General features: G+C 56.2%; 15 protein-coding genes and 1 pseudogene. 11 read left to right on the top strand and 5 right to left on the bottom strand.

What is annotated here, in order from left to right:
* Positions 1–76: 76 nt before the first annotated feature.
* From ACTG2O_RS14865 to prpB, 3 genes are read right to left on the bottom strand one after another with little or no spacing between them, the layout of a single operon-like run.
* The gene (locus ACTG2O_RS14865; RefSeq protein WP_421286633.1) at positions 77–1,522 is read right to left on the bottom strand and encodes a bifunctional 2-methylcitrate dehydratase/aconitate hydratase; all 1,446 of its coding nucleotides are present in this window, start codon (positions 1,520–1,522) and stop codon (positions 77–79) included.
* Positions 1,523–1,532: 10 nt separating this feature from the next.
* Positions 1,533–2,660: a bifunctional 2-methylcitrate synthase/citrate synthase gene (gene prpC, locus ACTG2O_RS14860; protein ID WP_421286631.1), complete on the bottom strand. Its 1,128-nt coding sequence runs from the start codon at positions 2,658–2,660 to the stop codon at positions 1,533–1,535.
* Between the two features lie 10 nt (positions 2,661–2,670).
* Positions 2,671–3,558 carry a methylisocitrate lyase gene (gene prpB / locus ACTG2O_RS14855; protein ID WP_335844116.1) on the bottom strand — a complete coding sequence of 296 codons (888 nt, stop codon included), beginning with the start codon at positions 3,556–3,558 and terminating at the stop codon, positions 2,671–2,673.
* 147 nt (positions 3,559–3,705) lie between these two features.
* Between prpB and ACTG2O_RS14850 the strand changes: the two genes are divergently transcribed.
* From ACTG2O_RS14850 to rsmF, 4 genes and pseudogenes are all read left to right on the top strand, one after another.
* Positions 3,706–4,332, top strand: a complete 627-nt coding sequence (locus tag ACTG2O_RS14850; protein ID WP_167572747.1) for a paraquat-inducible protein A — start codon at positions 3,706–3,708, stop codon at positions 4,330–4,332.
* Positions 4,316–4,917: pseudogene (locus ACTG2O_RS14845) on the top strand (paraquat-inducible protein A). Before ACTG2O_RS14850 ends, ACTG2O_RS14845 begins: the two are co-directional and overlap by 17 nt.
* A gap of 55 nt (positions 4,918–4,972) precedes the next feature.
* A complete protein-coding gene (locus tag ACTG2O_RS14840) occupies positions 4,973–7,525 on the top strand; it encodes an MlaD family protein (RefSeq protein ID WP_439976230.1) in 2,553 nt (850 codons plus the stop codon).
* A gap of 144 nt (positions 7,526–7,669) precedes the next feature.
* Entirely contained in the window at positions 7,670–9,100 is a 1,431-nt protein-coding gene (gene rsmF, locus ACTG2O_RS14835; RefSeq protein WP_439976228.1) for a 16S rRNA (cytosine(1407)-C(5))-methyltransferase RsmF, read from the top strand.
* A gap of 226 nt (positions 9,101–9,326) precedes the next feature.
* On the opposite strand, the gene ACTG2O_RS14830 is transcribed toward rsmF, so the two are convergent.
* Together ACTG2O_RS14830 and ACTG2O_RS14825 are read right to left on the bottom strand one after the other, a co-directional pair.
* Entirely contained in the window at positions 9,327–9,599 is a 273-nt protein-coding gene (locus ACTG2O_RS14830; protein WP_339380310.1) for a RepB family protein, read from the bottom strand.
* Positions 9,600–9,740: 141 nt separating this feature from the next.
* The gene (locus ACTG2O_RS14825) at positions 9,741–10,100 is read right to left on the bottom strand and encodes a DUF3693 domain-containing protein (RefSeq protein WP_349930975.1); all 360 of its coding nucleotides are present in this window, start codon (positions 10,098–10,100) and stop codon (positions 9,741–9,743) included.
* 127 nt (positions 10,101–10,227) lie between these two features.
* Here ACTG2O_RS14825 and ACTG2O_RS14820 point away from each other — a divergent pair, with 127 nt between their 5' ends.
* From ACTG2O_RS14820 to ACTG2O_RS14790, 7 genes are all read left to right on the top strand, one after another.
* The gene (locus ACTG2O_RS14820; protein ID WP_439976225.1) at positions 10,228–10,815 is read left to right on the top strand and encodes a hypothetical protein; all 588 of its coding nucleotides are present in this window, start codon (positions 10,228–10,230) and stop codon (positions 10,813–10,815) included.
* 168 nt (positions 10,816–10,983) lie between these two features.
* A complete protein-coding gene (locus ACTG2O_RS14815; protein ID WP_439976223.1) occupies positions 10,984–13,239 on the top strand; it encodes a replication endonuclease in 2,256 nt (751 codons plus the stop codon).
* Between the two features lie 46 nt (positions 13,240–13,285).
* A complete protein-coding gene (locus ACTG2O_RS14810; RefSeq protein ID WP_042658319.1) occupies positions 13,286–13,603 on the top strand; it encodes a hypothetical protein in 318 nt (105 codons plus the stop codon).
* 285 nt (positions 13,604–13,888) lie between these two features.
* Positions 13,889–14,140 carry a hypothetical protein gene (locus tag ACTG2O_RS14805; protein ID WP_205660700.1) on the top strand — a complete coding sequence of 84 codons (252 nt, stop codon included), beginning with the start codon at positions 13,889–13,891 and terminating at the stop codon, positions 14,138–14,140.
* 64 nt (positions 14,141–14,204) lie between these two features.
* The gene (locus tag ACTG2O_RS14800) at positions 14,205–15,554 is read left to right on the top strand and encodes a hypothetical protein (protein WP_439976220.1); all 1,350 of its coding nucleotides are present in this window, start codon (positions 14,205–14,207) and stop codon (positions 15,552–15,554) included.
* A gap of 2 nt (positions 15,555–15,556) precedes the next feature.
* Positions 15,557–15,874: a DUF5455 family protein gene (locus tag ACTG2O_RS14795; RefSeq protein ID WP_101530571.1), complete on the top strand. Its 318-nt coding sequence runs from the start codon at positions 15,557–15,559 to the stop codon at positions 15,872–15,874.
* 30 nt (positions 15,875–15,904) lie between these two features.
* Positions 15,905–17,185: a zonular occludens toxin domain-containing protein gene (locus ACTG2O_RS14790; protein WP_439976218.1), complete on the top strand. Its 1,281-nt coding sequence runs from the start codon at positions 15,905–15,907 to the stop codon at positions 17,183–17,185.
* Positions 17,186–17,934: the final 749 nt, after the last annotated feature.

The following is a 17,934-nucleotide window of genomic DNA, read 5'->3' as shown; positions in this document are numbered from 1 at the left end:
GGAATAACAAAGCGGGCCGATGAGCCCGCTTTTCGTTTATCACTGTTTGCCGATATGTTGGCCAATGCAAGACCGGTCAGATCACCAGCAGATCCATGAAGGCATGTACCGGGGTGGCGGCAAGGCGCGGCCCATCCTGACAGAGGGCCAGAATGTCGTTGACCCGTTTTGTCGGGAAGCGGGTGGCCAGATTGTGCTGGAATTTCTCCACCAGCAGCGGGATCCCCTCCTCCCGCCGGCGACGATGGCCGACCGGATACTCCACCTCCACCTTGGCGGTGTGAGTGCCGTCCTTGAAGAAAATCTGGATGGCGTTGGCAATGGAGCGCTTGTCCGCCTCCAGATATTCGCGGCTGTAACGTTTGTCCTCCTGCACCACCATCTTGCCGCGTAGCGCGTCGATGCGGGGATCGGCAGCAACATCGTCCTCGTAATCCTCGGCAATGAGGCGACCGAAGATGAGCGGCACCGCCACCATGTACTGCAGGCAGTGATCCCGATCGGCCGGGTTGTTGAGGGCGCCGACCTTGCTGATGATGCGAATGGCCGACTCATGGGTGGTGAGCTCGATACGGTCTATCTCGTCGAGCCGCCCCTTCACCTGACCATGCAACTTCATGGCGCACTCCACCGCGGTCTGGGCATGGAACTCGGCAGGATAGGAGATCTTGAACAGCACGTTCTCCATCACATAGCTGCCGTACCCCTGATGCAGGGCGAACTGGTTGCCCTTGAACAGCACATCGTAGAAGCCCCACTTGGGGGCGCTCAGCACACCGGGATAGCCCATCTCGCCGCTCATGGTGATAAGGGCGAGGCGCACTGCGCGAGAGGTGGCATCCCCCGCCGCCCAACTCTTGCGCGACCCTGCATTCGGGGCATGACGGTAGGTCCGCAGGCTCTGGCCATCGACCCAGGCTTGGGAGACCGCATCGATCACCTGATCGCGGGTTCCGCCAAGCATATGAGTCACCACTGCGGTGCTGGCGACCTTGACCAGTACCACGTGATCGAGACCGACCCGGTTGAAGGAGTTCTCCAGCGCTAGCACCCCCTGAATTTCGTGGGCTTTGACCATGGCCACCAGCACATCGGCCATGGTGAGCGGCGCCTTGCCCTCGGCCACGCGAGTACGGGAGAGCCAGTCGGCGGTGGCCAGAATACCGCCCAGATTGTCGGATGGGTGACCCCACTCGGCGGCCAGCCAGGTGTCGTTGTAATCGAGCCAGCGGATGATGGCGCCGATATCCCAGGCCGCCTTGACCGGATCGAGGCAAAGCTGGGTACCGGGCACCCGGGCACCGTGGGGTACCAGTGTACCGGGGACTATGGGGCCAAGGTGTTTGGTGCACTCGGGAAAGCGCAGGGACAAGAGGCCACAGCCCAGCGTATCCATCAGGCAGTAGCGGGCGGTGTCGAGAGCCGCCTCGCTGGTAATGGGGTGGTTGCAGACATAATCGGCAATATCGACCAGCACCTGATCGGGCTCGGGTCTGTGGTTGACGTCGACGTTGGCGGACATCGTGATTTCCTTATCGTTGTTGTAGAGAGACAAAATGACGGGGCGCCGGACCGACATAGTCGGCGCTCGGGCGGATGATCCGGTTGTGTTCGCGCTGCTCCATCACGTGGGCGCACCAGCCGGTGACCCGCGAGCAGACGAAGATGGGGGTGAACAGCTTGCTCGGGATCCCCATGTAGTGATAGGCGCTGGCGTGGAAAAAGTCGGCGTTGGGAAAGAGCTCTTTCTCCTCCCACATCACCTTCTCCGCCTCGCAGGAGACGCGATAGAGGCGATCATCCCCTACCGCCTCGGCGAGCTTGGCCGACCACTCCTTGATGATGACGTTGCGTGGATCCGAGGTGCGGTAGATGGCGTGTCCAAAGCCCATGATCTTCTCCTTGGCCGCCAGCTTGGCCAGCAATTCGCGCCTTGCCTGCTCTTCATCCTGCCAGTGTTCGATCATCGCCATGGCCGCCTCGTTGGCACCGCCATGGAGCGGGCCGCGCAGGGTGCCGATGGCCGCGGTGATGCAGGAGAACATGTCAGAGAGCGTCGAGGCGCAAACCCGCGCCGCAAAGGTGGAGGCGTTGAACTCATGCTCGGCGTAGAGGATAAGGGAGACATGCATCACCCGCCGCTCCAGCTCGCTCGGTGCCTTCTGGTGCAGCAGCGCCAGAAAGTGGCCACCGATACACTCCTCGTCGCTGTCGAGGGCGATACGAATACCTTCATGGCTGAACTTGTACCAGTAGATCAGAATGCCCGGGAAGGCAGCTAGCAGCCGATCCGCCACTTCATGCTCATGCTCGAAACCATCTTCCGGCTCCAGATCGCCGAGCATGGAGCAGCCAGTGCGCAGCACATCCATGGGATGGGCATCGGCGGGAATGCGTTCCAGCACTTCCAGCAGCGGCTGGGGCAAGGTGCGCAGGCGGCGCAGCTCGCGCTTGTAGGCGTCAAGCTGCTGCTCACCGGGCAACTCCCCCTTGAGCAGCAGATAGGCGACCTCCTCGAACTGGGCGCTGTCGGCCAGCTCCTTGATGTCATAGCCGCGATAGGTAAGACCGGTGCCACTCTTGCCTACTGTGCAGATACTGGTCTCCCCTGCGCTTTGACCGCGCAGACCGGCCCCGCCCAACGGTTTTTGCTGTCCCATAAGCTGCCTCCTATTCCTTGGCTGTAAACAGACGATCCAGTGTCTGCTCGTAGTGGTGATATCCGAGGAAGTCGTAGAGTGACTCCCGGGTCTGCATGGTCTCCACGACAGCGCGCTGATGGCCATCCTGGCGAATATGTTGATAGACGTTGAGGGCGGCCTGATTGGCGGCCCGGTTGGCACTCAAGGGGTAGAGCACCATGTCGACCCCGTGGGCGGCCAGTTGCTCTTTGTCAAACAGCGCGGTTTTGCCGAACTCGGTCATGTTGGCGAGGATCGGCACTTTGGCCGCCAGCTTGAACTGGTCGTATTGGGCAAGCTCGGTCACCGCCTCGGCGAAGATCATGTCGGCACCGGCGGCCACATAGGCAGCGGTGCGTTCAAGAGCAGACTCCATCCCTTCCACCGCCAGTGCATCGGTGCGGGCCATGATGACGAACTCGCTATTCTCGCGAGCATCTACTGCCGCCTTGATGCGATCGCACATCTCCTCCAGCGACACCACCGCCTTGTTGGGACGGTGGCCGCAGCGCTTTTGGGCCACCTGATCTTCCATGTGCACGGCGGCAACTCCGGCCCGCTCGAACGCGCGGATGGTGCGGGCGATATTGAATGCCCCGCCCCAGCCGGTATCGATATCGACCAGAAGCGGCACACGGGTCGCCGCGGTGATCCGTTCGGCATCGATCAGCACGTCGTTGAGGGAGGTCATGCCGAGATCCGGCAAGCCATAGGAGGCATTGGCTACTCCGGCGCCGGAGAGATAAAGAGCTTGAAAGCCGCTGCGTTCGGCCATCAGCGCCATATAGGCATTGATGGTGCCGACGATCTGCAGGGGATGTTCATTGGCAAGGGCGGTGCGAAAGCGCAGGCCTGCCGAGGGGGACAAACTGGACATCATGACTCCTTTCACCTGTCTAGTCTGGCTATCTAATATCACGTTTACGTTAACGTCAATTATACTTTCGTAACATTCCGGCCGCAGGCAAGACAGGAAACCGGTTTTAGGGTAAATTTCACCAATTCCTTCAACAGGTTGAATTGTATGATGGAGCCCGGTTCCGTGATTGTCTGTCCGGCGTGCGACTTGCTGATCCAGCGCAAAGCACTGCCGCTGCGTCGCCATGCCCACTGCCCGCGTTGTCACCAACATCTCTATGGCCGTTATGCCTTTCGTCCCTCCCAGTTGATGGCCCTGACCATCACCGGATTTCTGCTGCTGCCCTCCGCATTTTTTGAGCCGCTGATCTATCTGCGGCTGGCTGGGGTCAACACCGACGCCGACCTGCTGCGCGGTATTCTGGTGCTGTTTGGCGAGGGCGAATGGTGGGTGGCCAGCCTGGTGCTCTGGTGCGCCGTGTTGGCGCCGGTGGGATTATTGGCGGGGATCTTTGTGCTGGCTTCGGGTCTGGCCAAACGTTGGCACATTCTTCCCGTCACCTTGAAGCTGGTCGAGGTGTTTCGCCACTGGGCCATGCTGGAGGTCTATATCGTCAGCCTGCTGGTTGCCCTGTTCAAACTGATCGACATCGCCGATGTGCGCCTCGGTGGCGGCTTGCTCAGCCTCGGTATTCTGATGCTGCTCAACATGACCCTGCTGATCCTGTTTGACCCCGCCCCCTACTGGGCGCGGATCCCGTTAAAGGAGGTGGAACATGACCAGCGCCCGTGAGATGGGGCTCTGCCGCTGCCATACCTGCGGTCTGCTGGTGCGTTATCAAGCCGGGGCAGTCTGCCCCCGTTGCAGCAGCAAGTTGCAGGTGCGCATTCCCGCTCCCTCGCCTGGTCGTGGGGCTTGCTGGCGCTCGCCACCTTCATGTTGCTGCCTGCCAATCTGTTGCCCATTACCCATTTCTACAACAAGGGGTTACTGCAGTCAGATACCATCTTCAGCGGTATCATGATGCTCTATCGCAGCAAAATGAGCGGGATTGCCACCATAGTCCTCACCGCCAGCATACTGGTGCCGGTGGGCAAAATATTGGGTCTGGGCTGGATCTGCTGGCAGTTGCAGCGGACCAAACCGGTGCGGCGCAAGCGCCAGCTGGTGATGTATCGGGTGATCGATTTTATCGGTCGCTGGTCGATGCTGGACTTGTTCGTGATTTCGCTGATGGTGGCACTGGTCGATCGTGGTGTGCTGCTGAGTGTCCGCGCAGGCCCCGGTGCCACCGCCTTTGCCGGTGTGGTAGTGCTGACCATGATGTCGGCCCGCATGCTCGATACCCGTTTACTGTGGGACAAGGCGGCCCGTTGATGATTTCTCTGTTTTTGTCTGATGTGCTGTTTAATCCAGCCAATAAGGAGTCACTATGATCGGGGCTGAACCCGTCATCGAAAAGCGTCGCTGGTTATCGCCGGTCTGGCTGTTACCCCTGATAGCCCTGCTGCTGGCGGGTGGCTTTCTCTATCAGCAGGTATTGAGCCGTGGCCAGCTTATCCAGATCAACTTCGCCCAGGGCAACGGCATCTTGCCGGGTAAAACCCAGGTTCGTTATCAGGGGGTGGCCATCGGTGTGGTGCAAGAGCTGGAGCTGGCTGAAGATGGCCGCAAGATTGCGGTGATGGCCAAGATTGACAGCCGTGCCAGACCGCTGATCCGCAAGGGATCCGACTTCTGGCTGGTGAGCCCCAAGGCGTCGCTCACCGAGATCTCCGGCCTCGATACCCTGGTCTCCGGCAACTACATCAACCTGCAACCGGGGCGTGAAAGCAATCCGCTGGAGGAGACCTTCGATGCACTGGAGGGCCCTCCTCCCGGCTATCAGGCTCAGGGGCGGATGCTGCACCTGACCGCCGATTCGCTGGGTTCGGTGGGGATTGGCGCCAAGCTCTATTTCCGCGGTATCGAGGTGGGCAGCGTCATCAATACCCGCCTGGGTCAGGACAACCAGAACGTCATTCTGGATCTGGTGATCGAGCCGCGTTTCGAACATCTGGTCAAAGCTGATACCCGCTTCTGGAACATCAGTGGCATCAAGGGCTCCTTCAGTCTGGCCGGGGTGAGCGTGGAGGCAGGCAGCCTCACTTCCATCCTGAGCGGCGGCATTGCCTTTGACTCACCAAAAGATTCTCCTGAGCCTGAGAAGGGACAGACTTTCGTCCTCTATAAAGGGCTGGCGGAAGCGGCGCGTGGCGAGCGTATCGACATTGCGGTTGGCGATCTTCCGGTCAAGGAGGGGATGCCCATCCTCTATGAGGGGATCGAGATCGGTCGTATCGACCCCATTCGTCTCACCGACAAAGGCCGGGTGGTGACGGCGCTGATCAACCCGGAGCAGGCTTACCGCATTACCGACAAGAGTCAACTGGTGTGGGAGAGCGTCTCTCTCTCCGCGACCGGCGTGCAGCATGCGGATCGCCTGCTCTCCGGCCCAGCCATTCGCCTCGACTATGTGGCGGGCAAACCGGTACAGAAGATGACCCTGACCGATCGCGCGCCCCAGAGCGGCACCAAGGTGACGCTGCAGGCTGACGATCTGGCGGGGCTCAATCAGGATGCACCTGTCTGGTACAAGGGATTGCAGGTGGGCCGCATCAGCCAGCTCATCCTGGATGCGCGCGGCAATGCCAGCGTCGAGCTGGTGATGGCGCCGAACTATGGCCATCTGCTCAACCGTGCCCGCTTCTATCGCGCTGCCCCGTTGCAGATCGATGCCGATCTGAGCGGCATCAAAGTAGAAACCAGTCCGGCCAGTGCCTGGTTGGGAGGCGGGATCAAGCTGGTACAAGCCAGCAGTGGCGAGCGGATTAACCGTCTCTACCCCAGTCAGGAGCTGGCACTGCTCGGTACCCGTGATGCCAAGCCCCAGCGCTGGTTGCTCAAGGCAGATCAGGCCGATGGCATCGGCATTGGCTCACCTGTGCTCTATCTGGGGTTGGAAGCGGGCAAGGTCAAACAGCTGCGCGCCGCCAAAGAGGGGGTCGAGGTCGAACTCGAAATTGATGGGGTCTATGCTCCCCTCCTCGCCCAGCAACCCCAATTCTGGAAAAAACCGGCTATCGACACCAAGGTGCGGGTCGATGGGGTGCAGGTCAAGGTTGGCAACCTCGGTACCCTGCTGCGTGGCGCCATCGAGTTCGATCGGTTGGCCAATGGCCGCAGCAGTCATCAACTGTTCGATTCCAGGGAGCAAGCCAAGGCCAAGGTGCGCCAGCTGTCACTGGTGGCAGAGAGCAATCCGGGGCTCGGGATTGGCAGCCCGATCCGCTATCGCGGTGTCGATATCGGCAAAATTGAAGAGATCGAGCTGGAGCCGTCACTGGGTCAGGTGATCTTCAAGGCGGAACTCGATGGCCACTATGCCGAGCGTTTCCTGCAGTCCGGCGCCCGCTTTACTCTGGTGCAAGCCAAGCTGGGGCTGGGCGGTGTCGCTCACCTCGATACCCTGATCAAGGGGGCGTTTGTAGAAGCACAACCCGGTAAAGGCGCTGGCAAAGATCGCTTCCCCTTGAGCCAGGTCGGCCCGGTGGGTCTGTCCCTGACCCTCAAGAGCCCCTCCGTCAATGGCCTGAGCGTCGGCAGCCCGCTGCTGTTTCGCAAGATGGTGGTGGGCAGTGTCACCAGGGTGGCGCTGGCTCGGGATGGTAGCGAGGTGGTGATCGACGTTAACGTCGATCAGGAGTATGCCCATCTGGTGCGGGCAAACTCCCGTTTCTGGAATGTCTCCGGGGTCAAGGCGGATATCGGGTTGACTGGCGGCACCATCGAAGTGGAGACGGTGCAGAGCCTGCTGGCTGGCGGCATCGCCTTCAATACGCCGGAGAGAGAGATGGGGGCGACCGTCAAGGCGGGGCATAGCTATCCGCTCTATGGCAAAGCCGAGAAAGAGTGGCTGGAGTGGAGTCCACGTATCCAGCCCTGATCTCTTCCCTTTGTATCTCATCCAAGCCCGGCACAGTGCCGGGCTTTTTTATATTCCGGTGCCTGTTGATGGGGTTCAGATTCAGAATATTCTTAGCCTTGTGGTAGGATATCGCCCCTCTTTTTCGGTCAACGAGACGGCACAGTGCACGACAACACCTTCCTTCCCGATTACTTTTTACGCCACATTGCGGCCATCATGCCGGCCCATCTCTCGATGGATGAGTTTGTGGCCAGTTGTCGACGTCCGCTGCGCCGCAGCATTCGGGTCAATACCTTGAAGATCGCCGTCTCGGATTTCGTCGCCCTGATGGAGCCACTGGGTTGGCAGCTCGACCCTGTGCCCTGGTGTGATACCGGCTTCTGGCTGACCCGCAGCGATGAAACTGTCCCCCTTGGCAACACCGCCGAGCACTTGAGCGGGCTCTTCTACATTCAGGAAGCGAGCTCCATGCTGCCGGTGACGGCACTCTTTGCCAGCGACAAGATCAAAGCGGATGGCATGTTGCTGGATGCAGCGGCGGCCCCCGGCTCCAAGACCACCCAGATAGCCGCCTTGATGAACAATCAGGGGATGCTGGTTGCCAATGAGTTTTCCAGCAGCCGGTTGAAAGTGCTCAGCGCCAATATCCAGCGCTGCGGCGTGACCAATGTGGGTATGACCCATTTTGATGCCAAGGTATTTGGCCAGTGGTTGCCTGAGACCTTCGATGCTATCCTGCTCGACGCCCCCTGCTCCGGTGAAGGTACGGTGCGCAAGGATGAAGATGCGCTGCGCAACTGGAGCATCGAGAGCATCGACGAGATTGCGGCGGTGCAACAAGGGTTGCTGGAGAGCGCCTTCCATGCCCTGAAACCGGGTGGTGTGCTGGTCTACTCCACCTGTACCTTGAGTGAGCAGGAGAATCAGGCGGTCTGCCAATCCCTGCTGGACAAGTTTGGCGATGCCTTGAGTTTTGACTCATTGGCAGACCTGTTCCCCCATGCAGAGCAGGCCTGTACATCCGAAGGATACCTGCACGTTTGGCCCCAAATCTTCGACAGTGAAGGCTTTTTCGTCGCCAGATTGCGCAAGCTTCACTCGGTGCCCAACACCATGTTCCAGCCGGGCAAGCTGGGTAAATTCCCTTTTGCGCCACTTCCTGCCAAAGAGGCGGAACCCATATTGCGCGAGATCGAAGCCAACTTTGGGGTGGCACCGCAGGGTCAGCTGTTTGGCCGCAATGACGAGATCTGGCTCTTCCCCCAGCGGTTTGATCAGGTGCAGGGCAAACTTCGTTTCGATCGCATCGGCATCAAGTTGGCCGAAACCTTCAAGAAAGGTTATCGCCTCACTCATGAGTGGGCATTGGCCTATGGCGATAAAGCAAGCAAGGGCGTGGTCGAGCTGGATAGCGCCAATGCGCGGGAATTCATGATGGGGCGGGATGTCTGGCCAGAACAGGATGCTGGTACTGGCGAGGTGATAGTCCGCTATCAGGGGCATACCCTGGGCATGGGGAAATGGGTGGGGAGTCGGGTCAAGAATGCCCTCCCCCGCGAGCTGGTGCGTGACAACAATCTGTTCAATGCCTAGTGGGTTGTTCAGTGCATCAGCACTTGAACGAGTCTGAAATACCCACACTCTGGTTGAACTTTTCTTCGGATCTTGAAAAGCCTTGAGCCTTGTCTAAGCTTAAGGCAATCCGAACACCAGTTAGCGCACGGCTCTGCAAGGAGCCAATTCCCCTATGCCAGGTACAAGGAATTCGTACCTGGCTTTTTTTATCTTTTCACGTATCGCTGTTACTTCACTCTTGTGTCTATTCAACGGTCTCTTCGAGCTGTGTGGCGACTCTGTTTTCAAACGGAGGTTCTCTACCCAGCTCATGTTGGTAGAGCAGATCGATCGCCTGCTCGATGAGTGACGCCTGACTGTCTTCGAGATGAAGACCCAGTGCGGCCAATCGCTCTGCGTGGCGATTGCTGATCCAGCATTGCAGCCGGGTATGGGTCTCCTGCTTGCGTTTTACATGTTGGCGCTGCCGCTCGGCATTGTTTTGGGGCCCCGCCTCTTGCTCTTCACGCACTGTCATTTCTTGGCTCATATGTCCTTGCGATATTACGTTTCCGAGTTTGTTATCTCTCATCTCATGCCATTATCCATTGGAAGATGCCCCTCCACCTTGGGCTGCTGGCTGCACGGCAAATATATCATCAGATCAACAAGATATCATTTAACATAAAAAATGATTATACGCAGTCAGTAAGCAAGTCGTTTCAGCGCTTCCCATCATCACGCAACCCACGGCCAGCGCGGCTCCCGTGTTTGCGCAATACTTTTTTAGGATGCTGTACCAAGTGGCTTTTGCCTCGGGAGTCTTTGCTCTGACTGCGTTCAGTGCAATTATCACTTCTTCCGGATCAAGCCCCGCTCCCTGAGCAAGGAAAATTGCTGTCTCATCAGTAAATTGCGCCCGTTCGTTGTTTATTGACGCTATGTAAGATGTGGTAAAACCCAAGTCTTTAGAAACTTGAGTGTAAGTTGTGTAGTTTTTGGCCCTCATATAGGCCGCCATCAGTGTTTTAGAGTCCATCTGCTCATCCTTTCATGTTTGTCAAATCAAGATTATCACACCTTCCCTGTGCCTGTTTCCGTATGTTGTAAATAGTTCGCACATGTCTTAAAACTCACATCAACTTACCATTCAGTGAGTACGAAGCATGGAACGCCAGACCCTACAGCAACAAACCCCGATTTACCACGTTTGCCAAGAGTGCGGCGGCGAAGGTTGCGCCGCCTTTTCTGACCTGCTGATTCTGGATGGTGACATTCAACTTGACCCTGAATGGTCTGACGAGCACACCGTACAAGAGCAACTTGACTGGCTCGACGCCTTCTCCGAGCGCGTCCAGCTTCTCACCAAGATGGCGCCCATAAATGGGGTTATCGGCACCACTCCAGATTACCCGCTTGAGGCCCGTCTTGCCCATGTGAACAAGCTCGCTGCTCGTATGCCTTACCGCGTCACTAATGCCGGATTGAATTGTGACGTCCTCTGTGACGGTGCCGATTCTGCTCCCAAGGTTGACCCTGTTTGCCCCAAGTGTGGCAAATCCCGCTTCGACTCGGCCTATGGCTGCCTTGCTCCACAGGTCTATTCCCCTGCTGCTGGTGATTGGGTATGTGGCAAAAAGACCGCTGCCCCCTCCCCCAAGCCTGCCCCCAAATACGACATCAGTTTTGATGACCGGAATATGTATCAGCGCCGCGAAGATGACCTTCGTCTTGCTGGTGAGTGGGAGGTTTAAGCCATGTCTTCATTTCGTGCTTACCGTCCTACCTGCCCTTTCTGCGGCGAATTTATGGAAGGTGACGGGTATTCTGACGTTCTTCACTGCCCTAACACTGAGGCTGATTACAGTTCGTTCGAGCCTGACGCCTCCCCTGTTTACTGCTATCAGGCTGAGGAATAAGTCATGATCCGCTTTACCTCCTACGCCAACCAAAGGGACTTGAACAATGGCCGCTCCGCAAATACCGGACATTTCACTCTGGGACGTCCTTCTCATCGTTCTGGCTATCCCCTTCTCGGCGCTGGCTCTGGCTATTCTGACCACGATTTATACTTACTACGTCTCCGCAGTTCAGAGCCTTATATGGCGATGCTTCGGGAAGACTGGGCCCAAGAACAAGCCGCCCTCAAACCCGTAGACCTCAAATCTGTCTATGCCGACAAGGACTCTGACCATATTCGGGTCGGCTCTTTCGCCTATCTCGATGATAAAGCCCTGCTCAATTATGGCGATATCAACGCCCCCGAGCATTGCCAGCACCGCCGCGATATGACCGTGCGCAATCACTACCTGTTGCCGTGGTTCCGTTCTGCCTACTCACAAGCCCTTGAGTACGCTGGTTTGCTTGAAGCGAATCAGCGTATCAAAGAGCTTTTTGACCTGATGAACATTTCCGGCGACTGCGGAACCCTTAACCTCACCTCTGACGATGAGGCGTTCGAGGCATTCGCCGAGCGCCTGGCTAAACATGTGTTGACCCTGCGTAAGGATTATTTTGATGGAGACGAAGAGGAATATCCCGCCTTCCGAAATGCGCGCCATCTTCTGGAAAGCTATGACCTGCTCGATCCAGATTATGATTACCAATTTGAAGAACCCGATGTGGCACGTCCATGTCATTGGCTCAATCGTTGGGTATTACCTACTTTCTTGGCTCGGCTTATTCGCCGTGTGTCTGCTCGTAGACTTTTCGATGCTGCCCGTCTTGCTGGAATGGTTCACAAGTCCGGACAGGTTTATGCACCGGATTATCTTGTGTCTCGTCGTGCCCATCGTGTGCACAAGAATAGATCCACCCTTGCAGGCTTGGCTGCTGTTGATATATCTGATCCTCTTAATGGTGTTTCTCTTACCGATGCGATAGACGCCTCTGTCTCTAATCCAGAGGTACAGCGCGCCGAGCTGATGACCCGCCTCAAAGGGTTCGAAACCATCGCCAAGCAGGAACGCCACGCCGCCTTGTTCCTCACCATCACCTGCCCTTCCCGCTTCCATCCGACCAGCGGCGGCAAGACTAACCCCCGCTGGATTGCAGCGGGCCGCCCTACCGTCAAAGACGGACAGGATTACCTCAATGGTGTATGGCGCAACATTGGCCGCCGCTGTGCTGACAAGGGCACTGAAAAGGCCCCCCGTGAGCCAATTTCTGTATACGGATTTCGATTTGCCGAGCCTCATGCAGACGGTACACCGCACTGGCATTGCATCATCTTCGTGCCCTACGAACGCGCCAATGAGTACCGCTCTATCTGCCGGAAAGAGTGCTTCAAGGACTCCCCCAATGAGGCGGGCGCCAGCAAACACCGCTTTACCTGCAAGCCGTTATCTCTCAAGCGCGGCTCTGCTGTGGGCTACTGCTCCAAATACATCGCAAAAAACGTGGATGGGTTCGCCGTTGGCGAAGACTTCGAGACCGGAACCTCTGCCCTTACCACTGTCCAGCGCGTCCTTGCATGGAAGAGCGCCAACAATATCCGCCAGTTCCAACAGGTCGGCGGCCCAACAGTAACCGCTTGGCGTGAACTGCGCCGGATGGCTAATCAGGACTACGATATGCCCGGATTCGAGACCCTCTCCCAAGGCGATTGGCTGCTGCTGGACGCTTGTCGCCGTGCTGCTGACGAAGGCAACTGGGACGCTTTCTGTGTCGCAATGGGCGGCATCTTCTGCCCCCGTGACGCTCAGACCTTGCGCCCCTCTTACTCCACTCCCCGCGCCTTCACTCGCTTGAACGCTGGCAACGTGGGCCGTCCGTACCACGAGAACGCCGCCGATTTCGAGCTGCGCGTTAGTCCAGAAGGCCGCCTGACCCAATACGGCGACCCTGCAAAGACCACCGTTGATGGTCTTCTCTTCAACCAAATTCACATTGCTACCCGCCTCAAGCGTTACCAAATCAAGTCGCTGGAAGCGTGGGAAACCCAGAAGAAAAAACTCATTGAGCAGGTGCGTGATTACTTCATCACTGCCACCGAAACAGGCGAATACCTGCACATGGCTGACGAACTGTATGAGCAGGGACGCGAGAAGCTTCTCGAAGACCTCGATAACAACCACCTCATCGCTCTGGACTGGGCCGACTGGCAGGAGTGGGCAGCGCGCAGCGCTGGCGACTCCTGTCCAGTCTGGCCGTCAGTTCCCTTGGACCCGTGTCAATAACTGCCCTAAGCACCAAGCAACCACCAACTCACAGAAGGCTTAAAAAATGAAAATCATCGCTCAGATACTCTCAGGCACCGACATCACCACCGCCACCAAAGACCGTGACGGGCGCAAGGTCACTACTGGCACCGTGAAGCTGCTCACCACTGACCCGAGTCAGATCATTGATGTGGCCATCACCGAAGAGCAGGTGACAGCCGGCTATCACGCCATGCTTAAAACCATCGCTGGTAAGGGCCCTACCGAGTTCATGGTCGAGTACCGGAACGGCTCGTTCGGTGACGACAACGGCCGCCACCGCCAGTTCAACGGGTTCCGTCTGGTAGACCTGCCCGCAAGCGTCCAGAACGCTAAGGCGTAAGCATGGACATTCCACCCGACTATTCCCAACTGATTGTGGCTGCCGCCTACATGCTGCTCTACGCCATTGGGTTCATGGGAGGGAATCAACGGTGATTGAGCAAGGTATTGAAATGTTTATTGCTGGCGGGTTCTTGGTTTGGCTCGTTGGCTACGGTTCTGGCACTACGTTTCGATACGTGCGCCAGATTTTTGAGAAGGCCGCTCGCGGCAATTGAAAACGGTAAACGCAATTCAAGGTTGAGTTGTATTGAAAAGCGTAAACATCAATCAAAAGGAAATGATCATGAAAATTCGCAATATGGTTCGTAAGTACGCTGCTCCGGTAGTTGTTACCTCCGGTGTTCTGGTCTCTGGCGTTGCCTCCGCTGCTGGCGGCGCTCTGGATTCCGCTCTGGTCACTGAGGTGAAGACTTCCGTTCTGGCCGATGCTGCTACCGCTTCCGGCGCTGGCTTTGCCATCATGGCCGTGGTGTTGTCCCTGTCCATCGGCTTCGGCCTGCTGCAAACCTTCGTTCGCAAAGGTGCTCAGGGTTAATCACTGGCGGGGCTCTGCCCCTGTACTATCGGGGGGCTCTGCCCCCCTTTTTCATGGGGGATATATGCGCCCGTACATCGTAATACTAGCTGCCGCCGTCACCTTCTCGGCCTCGGCTCTCCAGATAGGCGATTTCTTCCAGAATGCCGAAGTTATCAAGGCAAACTCTGTCAAAATCGTCAATGACTCTTTGATTAAGGTAAACACCACAATTAAGGGGTATGCCGCAAATGCGCCTTATGCTGTTAAGCATGTTGATGTTCCAAAAGCTTCTTTTATGTCTCATGTTAAAACCAACATGAAAGGGCTTGTAAAGAAAAATGCTTGGTATGCTGCTTGGTTTGCAACTATGGCTGCTGCTGGTTGGGCCATTGATGAATTAACCGGACAGGTTACTAGCTCTAAAATTAAGTTTACTGGTCAGTGTGGGACTAACTTTGGTAATTTTTATAATTTCACTTATGAGCAATGTTTGAATCGCGTTCTCGATGGTGATTCGCTAAAGCAACTTGTTTTAGTTTCTGGCCCTAAAAATCCTCAACTTGGCTTGACCTCTTCTTTTAAAGTTTATGCTTGTGCCTCATCCGAACCTGATATTTGTTATGGCGCTCGTAATATGTCTTTTACTCCTCAAATTTCCCAAGGTGAAGTTACTGAGTCTGTTCCTGATGATGCTATTTATCAGTCTCTTGCTGATTTTATGCTTCAAGACCCAAAGGCAGCCGCTCAAGCTTTTATGGTTCCGGATGCGTGGCCTTACCCTTACCCCCATATCTTTCCTGACCCTGTTAAATACATCCCAGGCGTTTCAGAGGCTGATGAGGCATTGCTCGATGCCCTTATTAAAGGTCAGTTACAGACTACCAACCCAAACGCTGCCAACTATGTGACCCCTGAGAAGCTCCAGCAGCTTCAACAGCTTTTGTCACAGCTTCAACAGGGCATTACCCCAGAAGGTGGTGTAGGTTCTGCTAATGACAAGCTCAAAGAGCCTCTCACACAAGCCCAGCTCGAAGAGACCATGAGAAAAGAGAAAGAGGCAGAGGCCAAAGCGGATCAAGAGGCTGCCACTAAAGCGCAAGATGCCCTCAAGCCTGCCGAGGGTGCTCTTGATAAATTGTCAGAGGAAAAGACATGGCTTGAAGAGCAAATTAAAGAGGCTGCAAATCAGGCTCCCCCTACTTCGTCACCAATATTTCCCCAATGGGTTTGGCCTGTTGGCAACTGTAAGCCTTTTCCATTTACGTTCACCATATCTGGCTTGACCGCAAAGGCTAATGATTACGGCCTTTTTTGTCAGAATTACAATGAGACATATCACCCGTTAATATATTGGTTCCTCTATATGTTATTTGGCCTTTATTTGTTTGTTCTTTGGAATAAAACAATGGTTCAAGTCCTCGGGAGTCGTTGATTATGAAAATACTTGTCGGGTTGCTTATAGAACGCTTTGGCTCATTCTTTGCCAAGATTGTTGGCCTTATGTCAAAGAAGGCCGCTTTAATTGCGCTTATTGCTGCCATGTCTGTGATGGTTGTTACATTCACTGCCGCTCTATCCGGCATTCTTGCCACATTAACCACTGGTATGAATCAGCCCCTTGTACTGTTTGGCCTCTCGCTTTTGCCATCCAATACTCCCCATGTCATGGCTCTTATTGCCACTGCCAGAACGGCCCAATGGCTCTTTATCTGGCAAGTCTCGGTTGCCCGTGCTGCATATGATGCCAAATAACCTAACAGTTACCTTAATTCGGGAGGTTTCATGAAAGCGCCGTATTTTGTCACTGGCCCCGTTGGGGCTGGTAAGTCCGTAACAATGGTCTCCATCATGGTCGGCTACCTCAATGAGGGCCGCCCTGTTGCGACAAACATTGATGTTTATCCCGAGCACATGCCCCTCAATGAGAAGGGTAAAGCAACCCCGATCATCAGATTGCCGGAAGAGCCCCGTTCGTCAGACCTTGAGAACCTCGGTTATGCGTATGAGCGCCCTAAGAAAACCGCGCTCCGGTCAGACCAAGAGCAGATCTATGATGAATCGAAAAATGGCTGCCTGGCTCTCGATGAAACGGCGTTCTTCATGAACACTCGTGACTGGAACAACCCTGACCGCGCCCAGTTGATTAAATGGCTCCGTCTCGTCCGTAAACGCGGCTGGAACGCTTTCCTCGGTGTTCAGGACATCGAGTCAATCGACAAGCAGATCGTCAACGCCCTTTGCCGTACCATCTGCTGGTGCTACAGCTCCGATACCATGTTCAGCTCGTCCATGGGGGCCAAGGGCTTTCTCGTCTATCCCCTTATCTGGATTGCTCGGCTGGTGATCAAGTTCGGCCTGCGCGTTCCCCGCGTCCATGTGGCCTCCTATTTCAAGGGCAAGAGCAAAGCCACCGGTAGCCCCTGCGGCACCAAATACACATGGGGCCGTTGGCTCTACAAGGCTTATGACACCGCCCAAGAGTTCGACGATGGCAAAGAACTGTTTGATTTCCCGATACGGGATTCAAAGGGACTTATCAAATGTCGGATCAAGCTTGGCAATGGCGATTACAAAGACGCTTATCTCCACCCTGACGCCATAGACGCAACGCCCGACTGTGAACGCTATACAGAGCCTCGCTTTGTCGATATGCGGGCCTGCTACAGCATTCTGCCAGCAAAATACATCCATCAGTGGTATGGAGATAAACACGTGCAAAAAGCCAAGCCATCCGGCGCTGTTGCATCATCCAGGTCAACCCCGCCCGTCTATCAATTCCGATTCCCGATCACCAATCCCTTGCAGATCCCCCGCTGGGCCATCATGCGGTTTGCCGACCACGTTGCCCGCCGCCAAAACATCCCCATGATCCTTGTTTTGCTCCGGTGGGGCATCGTCAACCATGCTACAGCCATGCGCCATCCAGAGTTCGGCAGGGTCGTCCGCCGTAATTACTGGCTGCGCAAGTATGGCCTTAAAGCCCGTCTCAACTACTACGGGCAGCTAACCCTTACCCGATCTCTCCAATACCATCAGGGCTACACTCTGACCCCCTCTGTTTGACCCCTGATAAAGTATGTGAAGGGCGCGCGCGCCTCACCCCCCTCCCCCTCCAGATGCAAGCTGTAGGGGGCGCGGTTGGGTCGAGTGAGCGCCTTTTTCTTTTGCAGTTATCCACGGCTCGGAACCCCTTATCCATCAGGCAGTCCCCCGGTCTCCCCAACGGGGAGATGTCCCCGCTGTTGGGGGCCTTCGCCTTGGAACAAGGCGCGTATAGCCTCCCTATAACCACCGGAGTCCAAGTTTCCGCCCTGCGGCCGTAGGCCGCCCTGAGCGAAGCGAAGGCAAGAAACAATCACCCCGAGTGGGCATGGGGAGGCCTTACGCCCTGAAAAACAAAAACAAAGAGAGCTGATTTAACCTGCGGACTGTGGCCCTGACTGCGGGGGCAAGGGGGGCTCGCCTGTGGAGAAGGGGTTCCGAGCGGTGGGTAACTGCGGGCGCTTGCGAGACACTGGCGCGCCCCCGCCCAAAGCTTGCATTGTGATAACTGGACATCGTACCGTGTGCGTTCCTGCACATACCTCGGCCAGTTCTTCAATTTCCAAACAGGCGGGGTTTTCTAACACTGCGTAATGGCTTTTTTATGTTAAATAGCAGTCAGCGGAACCGCATTTTCAGGGGCTTTAGCCCCTACAAGCCGCCCACTTATGTCGATATTTCCACCAATCGGCGGGCGGCGGAACATGCCCATCTAGCCCTGAGACTGGATCACCCCCTTCCCTGCTAAACCGGCTTTTAAGGCTTTCAGC

Source organism: Aeromonas sp. 61P (assembly GCF_051919545.1).
Classification (GTDB): Bacteria; Pseudomonadota; Gammaproteobacteria; order Enterobacterales; family Aeromonadaceae; genus Aeromonas; species Aeromonas veronii.
Note: the sequence above shows the minus strand (reverse complement) of the source record. Positions and strands in the feature narration are given on the sequence as shown.

What these genes read in the sequence shown, in the direction of transcription:
- ACTG2O_RS14865 (WP_421286633.1), bottom strand. Translation starts at nt 1,522, where the DNA reads ATGTCCGCCAACGTCGACGTCAACCACAGACCCGAGCCCGATCAGGTG.
- prpC (WP_421286631.1), bottom strand. Translation starts at nt 2,660, where the DNA reads ATGGGACAGCAAAAACCGTTGGGCGGGGCCGGTCTGCGCGGTCAAAGC.
- prpB (WP_335844116.1), bottom strand. Translation starts at nt 3,558, where the DNA reads ATGTCCAGTTTGTCCCCCTCGGCAGGCCTGCGCTTTCGCACCGCCCTT.
- ACTG2O_RS14850 (WP_167572747.1), top strand. Translation starts at nt 3,706, where the DNA reads ATGATGGAGCCCGGTTCCGTGATTGTCTGTCCGGCGTGCGACTTGCTG.
- ACTG2O_RS14840 (WP_439976230.1), top strand. Translation starts at nt 4,973, where the DNA reads ATGATCGGGGCTGAACCCGTCATCGAAAAGCGTCGCTGGTTATCGCCG.
- ACTG2O_RS14830 (WP_339380310.1), bottom strand. Translation starts at nt 9,599, where the DNA reads ATGACAGTGCGTGAAGAGCAAGAGGCGGGGCCCCAAAACAATGCCGAG.
- ACTG2O_RS14825 (WP_349930975.1), bottom strand. Translation starts at nt 10,100, where the DNA reads ATGGACTCTAAAACACTGATGGCGGCCTATATGAGGGCCAAAAACTAC.
- ACTG2O_RS14820 (WP_439976225.1), top strand. Translation starts at nt 10,228, where the DNA reads ATGGAACGCCAGACCCTACAGCAACAAACCCCGATTTACCACGTTTGC.
- ACTG2O_RS14815 (WP_439976223.1), top strand. Translation starts at nt 10,984, where the DNA reads ATGATCCGCTTTACCTCCTACGCCAACCAAAGGGACTTGAACAATGGC.
- ACTG2O_RS14810 (WP_042658319.1), top strand. Translation starts at nt 13,286, where the DNA reads ATGAAAATCATCGCTCAGATACTCTCAGGCACCGACATCACCACCGCC.
- ACTG2O_RS14805 (WP_205660700.1), top strand. Translation starts at nt 13,889, where the DNA reads ATGAAAATTCGCAATATGGTTCGTAAGTACGCTGCTCCGGTAGTTGTT.
- ACTG2O_RS14800 (WP_439976220.1), top strand. Translation starts at nt 14,205, where the DNA reads ATGCGCCCGTACATCGTAATACTAGCTGCCGCCGTCACCTTCTCGGCC.
- ACTG2O_RS14795 (WP_101530571.1), top strand. Translation starts at nt 15,557, where the DNA reads ATGAAAATACTTGTCGGGTTGCTTATAGAACGCTTTGGCTCATTCTTT.
- ACTG2O_RS14790 (WP_439976218.1), top strand. Translation starts at nt 15,905, where the DNA reads ATGAAAGCGCCGTATTTTGTCACTGGCCCCGTTGGGGCTGGTAAGTCC.